The 5264-nt window shown below is 40.4% G+C and carries 2 protein-coding genes and 1 pseudogene; 2 read left to right on the top strand and 1 reads right to left on the bottom strand.

Annotated features, from left to right (window positions below; translation table 11 throughout):
• The coding region (locus tag HC723_RS16275; protein WP_190339834.1) for a hypothetical protein at nucleotides 1–1837 on the bottom strand (1837 nt) is incomplete at its 3' end.
• A gap of 984 nt (nucleotides 1838–2821) precedes the next feature.
• On the opposite strand from HC723_RS16275, the pseudogene HC723_RS16270 reads away from it, so the two are divergent.
• Both HC723_RS16270 and HC723_RS16265 read left to right on the top strand, forming a co-directional pair.
• Nucleotides 2822–3061: pseudogene (locus HC723_RS16270) on the top strand (integrase core domain-containing protein); the annotation flags it as partial.
• 354 nt (nucleotides 3062–3415) lie between these two features.
• Nucleotides 3416–5264: hypothetical protein (locus tag HC723_RS16265; RefSeq protein WP_190339832.1), on the top strand; the 1849-nt coding region annotated here is incomplete at its 3' end.

Below are 5264 nucleotides of genomic sequence, written 5' to 3'. Positions count from 1 at the left end.
TTGGTGTGGTAACGCCTTGGTGAGTCGTTAATGATTGTGCCGGTAGTTCAGTTAGTTGAACACTGACTTGATTATCGGCACTGGGTGTTTTTACTTGTGCAGCCGCTAACAAAGCGGGCATATTACCGCCTAAAGTAATGCTTGGGCTATCCGCATCAGTTTTTGCACCATCTTGTAAAATGACCAAATCATAGATACCGTCGCTGGCTTTGCCACCGGTTGCGTAGTCATTGGCGGCTAAAGCGGTTTTGGCCGAATTTAATTCAATATTTAGTGTATCAAAGCCGGTGATGTCTGCTCGCTTAATGAAAAGTTCATTTGAGTAAGATTTTATGCCTGTTCCTACAATAACTTCAGTTCCGTTGGGGTCTATATTAGAGATAAACGTATTACTTCCTGACCAAGCAGCCAAATCAAAATTAAATGCCATTCCTTGAGCGTATTTTTTGCTCCCGCCTGATTGCGCGATTAGGCCGGGGTTAATTGTGGAATTATTATTCACCCAAAGCAATGCACGATCATTGCCAAAGTCGACTGAGCCCGAAATGGTCGAATCTGTAACACTTAAGGTAGACAGGTTAGAAAAGTTAATTCCACGTCCCTCGTAGGTACTATCGTTTATTGTCAGTCCGGCTACATAGGTTTCGGCGGTGACATTACTTAAGCTCACGGTAGCGTTATCGATATACCAGTCTGACGCTTGAAACTTAGCATTGCTGTCGCCTGTTATCGTTGTTGTTCCGTTATTAAAATAAAAGCCACCGTAGCCCTCCCATGGCGCAGCGTCTTTAGATTGGCCACTGAATATGGCGCTGTCACCAAGCTTAATCGTATTATCTCCTTCGAAGGTGACCGCCCCTTGGATTGTGGTGTCGTCTGTTGAAAAATGACGATAGGAGCGGAAAGAATTATTATTACCCAATGTTATGGTGGAATTAGTAATTGTTGGATTAGTCAGGTGTAAATGGGCGAAAAATGGACCGATGAATGTGCCCGATATATTAATGGTGGCGTTATCTATTGTTGATGCCTTGAAGTTAGCATTCGATGTTTCCGAAGTCAGTACAATTTGGCTGTTTTTTATATTCAACGTTGAGCCTGAACTCAGCGTAAGGTTACCGTTGAATTTATTATAAATTTCACTCGTATTTTCAAGTGTCAGATCTGAACCATCAAAGATGTTTAATGATGTTGAGCGAGTAGCAGGGCTATCCCACGCCAGTGAACCAATCTTAATTACATTGCCAGATCCTCGAACATTAATCTCATGATCGCCTAACCAATAGAGTTTACCTTTATTTCCGAAAGTAAGTTGAGATGAATTTAAATTGATCGCATCGTATATCAGTAGATCTGGCTGATTAGAAAGCGTACTTGCCGGAGTGCGGTCTGTGACTTGTAAATGAACGTTATCTAAATTCAAGGTTCGCAGTTCGTATTCATAAGGGGTAGTATTCGGATTATCAGAACCAGGAACAGCGTTTTGAGCAATCGCCGATATGAAAAAAATCTCTGACTTATTTGCTCCTTCGACGTAAAAATTCTGAAGTGGTTTAAGTCCAGTTATGCCAACTGAATCGACATCGGGGACATCTACAAAAAATATGTTATTAAATTGCGTAGAATAGCGCACGCCATCATAGTCGCCCGTTAAGTTGCCCGTTAAGTAGGAGACGAAGAAATCACTCCCTTTATTCGCTTCATATAAATACGTAAAAGCGGGAAAGGATGCGTCCGCGGGTTGTCGCCGTCTATCATCCATCACGAGGGTAGAGGCTTGCACTTGATCTAAGGTTAATGCCATGCTCAAAGTTGTGGCTATGCGTGATAATTTCATTATTTTTATCTTCTTCCCTGCTGACTTAATCTTAAGCTGTAGAAATTCCCTTCTCAGCCTGAACTTTCGTCATAAATTAAATTTTAGTAGATAATCACATTTTAAATAAATGATCGATTAAATTGAGTCGTAAAGCAATGTTCAGGCCAATTAACCTAAAGCATTGAAGCTTTTAGAGTTTACCTTTGAATTAGTAACCCCTTAATTCTAGGCAATAAAATAAAAATGTACTAAATATCCACTTAACTATTGCACCATGATAGCTGAATAATGAATAGCTGAATAATGACTTGAGTCACAGATTTAGTGTACATTTGTAACAATTCCTATCTCGGCTTGTGCCCGAAGCAACTTTCATTGTACGGTACTGCAAAATTCTGGATAGAAACTTTCGTAATCACATGAACTGTATTTGGGTGAACTTCGGCTGCCTAAGAGTGCTAACAATTTGCACCCGACCAAAATGAGTTTGCGCAACAGAACGCTGATAATCCCCGCCAGAAAAAAACTGACATTTAGTAATGACAGATCGCGCAGAACTGATGTGCAGAGTTTTCCCCCAAACCTTCATAACAGCATTTCTGACCAATGATTTGCATCTGCATTGTTATACAGGCTCTCCTAAATTCATATTTCGGAATTGAGAGTAATCTCACAGTTTCAAAGAATAACGAATCATACAATCCGCCGTTAAACTCATATGAAAGCAATAAGTTATGAATTTCCTGTTAGTTCTTTTGGGGGTTGTAGTTTTACTTATAATTTTTCTTTTTTTCAGAAACAAACTAGTTCATCTTATTTAGATGAAGCATTAGAAATAACCTCAACACGAAAAAATCAGAGTATTGAAAATTATAAAGACGGCAACGAAAAGCAAAGCATAAAGCATATTTTCTTTGGCGTTACGAAAGGATCAAACACTCTGAAGCACTTATGAATATTCCTCCTCACTACACTACTCATGTGGACGGGATGTGTTGTGGCATCACATCATCAATGAGCAGCGTTGGAGCTTGTTTAGACAATGCAGTCGTCGAACGGTTCTTCGGTAGCTTGAAAAATGAATGGCTACTCAATGTGGTTTATTTAACGCGTGATGCAATGAAAGAAGATGTTGAGGAATATATCCGGTATTACAACCATGAAAGGTTGCATACTACGCTTGGTGATTTAACGCCAATCGACTATGAAAAATTACAAAGTCAGGTGTCCTATTGGGCTTGACCAGAATAGGGCACAAGCCGAGATAGGAATTGTTACAAATGTACACTAAACCTGTGACTCAAATCATTATTCAGCTATTCATTATTCAGCTATCATGGTGCAATCGTTAAGTGGACATTTAGTACATTTTTTATTTTATTGTCTAGAATTAAGGGGTTACTAATTCAAAGGTAAACTCTAAAAGCTTCAATGCTTTAGGTTAATTGGCCTTGAACATTGCTTTACGACTCAATTTAATCGATCATTTATTTAAAATGTGATTATCTACTAAAATTTAATTTATTACGAAAGTTCAGGCTGAGAAGGGAATTTCTACAGCTTAAGATTAAGTCCGCAGGGAGGGCGATAAAAATAATGAAATTATCACGCATAGCCACAACTTTGAGCATGGCATTAACCTTAGATCAAGTGCAAGCCTCTACCCTCGAGATGGATGATAGACGGCGACAAGCCGCGGACGCAAACTTTGCTGGTAAAACGTTTTTATGGGAGGTGAATCGCACTAGTGAGTTCAATCTCAACCACCTATTGGGTAACCTAACGGGCGACTATGATGGCGTGCGCTATTCTGCTAAATTCAATGACGCATTTTATGTAGATGTCGCCGGTGTCGACTCAGTCGGTTTACCTGGATATAAATATCTACAAAATTTTTACGTCGAAGGGACCGATTCGAATACACAAATTTTTAAAATGGTCGCTGTCAGAGCTGGCATTTCTCCTCCTCCTACTGATACTAATCGGCATGACTACATCCTGCGAACCTTGAATCTAGATAACATTCATTTACAAGTGACTGATGATTCTTCTTTAGGAAACACTCCTAATGCTATGCCTGAACTACTGATTTACGATGCGATTAATCTAAATTCTTCAAAGCTCACTATGGGACGGGTCACTGGTGGTGGTAATAGTCCTAGCGAGCTCTCCTTTCTTGGTGATCACGAGATCAATGTGACGGGGACTGGTAATGTTCTCGATATTGCTCCCGCTACCTGGAATAGCACAACTGTAGGGAATCATTCAACATCCTTGAATATTGCAGATAGCAGTGACCTCACCATAGCAAATGGCACTGATATTTTTAACGAATTCAATGGTAATCTCAGCATGGGCAGTGGCTCAACACTGACCATTGATAAAAGCCAAGTGGTGCTAACCTCGGAACTATCAAATTCTAAAAAGCCATCTGTCATCGATAATGCCACCGTTAATATAACCGGCACATTTGGTAGTTCGCATGCAAGCTTGCAGCTAACCAACCCTACAATTAAAAATTCGACTATCACATTGGCTAACAATACGTCTTTTCGCTCCTATAGCCGTTTTACAGGCGGGAATGGTGCAGGCATTGTGGATTTTGAAGGGGATAACACAATCAATATTGGCAACGGTGCTACCTTCATTGGTCAAGCTAAAGGCGCTACAACGCCGAGTGATGGTAGCTTTTATTTTAAAAATGGCACAACAACGATAACTGGCGACACCAATGCCAAGTTCCAAGCTTCAGACTGGTTTATCGACAACGCTACCGTGAACTTAAATAATATCAGCGCTGAAACCTATGTTTTCGGGCTGACAATAAACAACAGTACCTATAAGGGGCGTGGATTTGACTTTACTAACCTTTCAACCTTAAGTGTTACAGATTCAATCATTTCAGGTCCAGTGGATTTTGGTAATAATGTTGCAGTAATTTGGCTGAATAATAATTCGACAATTAACCCCGGCTTCAGCACACAATCAGGAGGAACCGATCAATATGCTCGAGGGATGACATTTAATTTTGATCGAGCTATTTGGCAAGGAAATAATACGTTTATCTCTAATATAGACCCCAACGGAACCGAACTTATTGTCGGATCAGGCATAAAATCTTACTCAAATACACTTAATATTAATCGGGCAAATGTCACCGGCTTTGATACGCTTAATATTGAATTAAATTCGGCCAAAACCGCTTTAGCCGCCAATGACTACGCAACCGGTGGCGCAGCCAGCGATGGTGTCTATGATTTGGTCTTTTTACAAGATGGTGCAACGGCTGATGTGGATAAGCCTAGCATCACTTTGGGTGGTAATATGCCCGCTTTGTTAGCGGCTGCACAAGTAAAAACACCCAGTGCCGATAATCAAGTCAGTGTTCAACTAACTGAACTACCGGCACAATCATTAACGACTCACCAAGGCGTTACCACACCAA

It is taken from the genome of Vibrio sp. S11_S32, assembly GCF_014694465.1.
In the GTDB taxonomy this organism is placed as follows: domain Bacteria; phylum Pseudomonadota; class Gammaproteobacteria; order Enterobacterales; family Vibrionaceae; genus Vibrio; species Vibrio algicola.
Note: the sequence above shows the minus strand (reverse complement) of the source record. Positions and strands in the feature narration are given on the sequence as shown.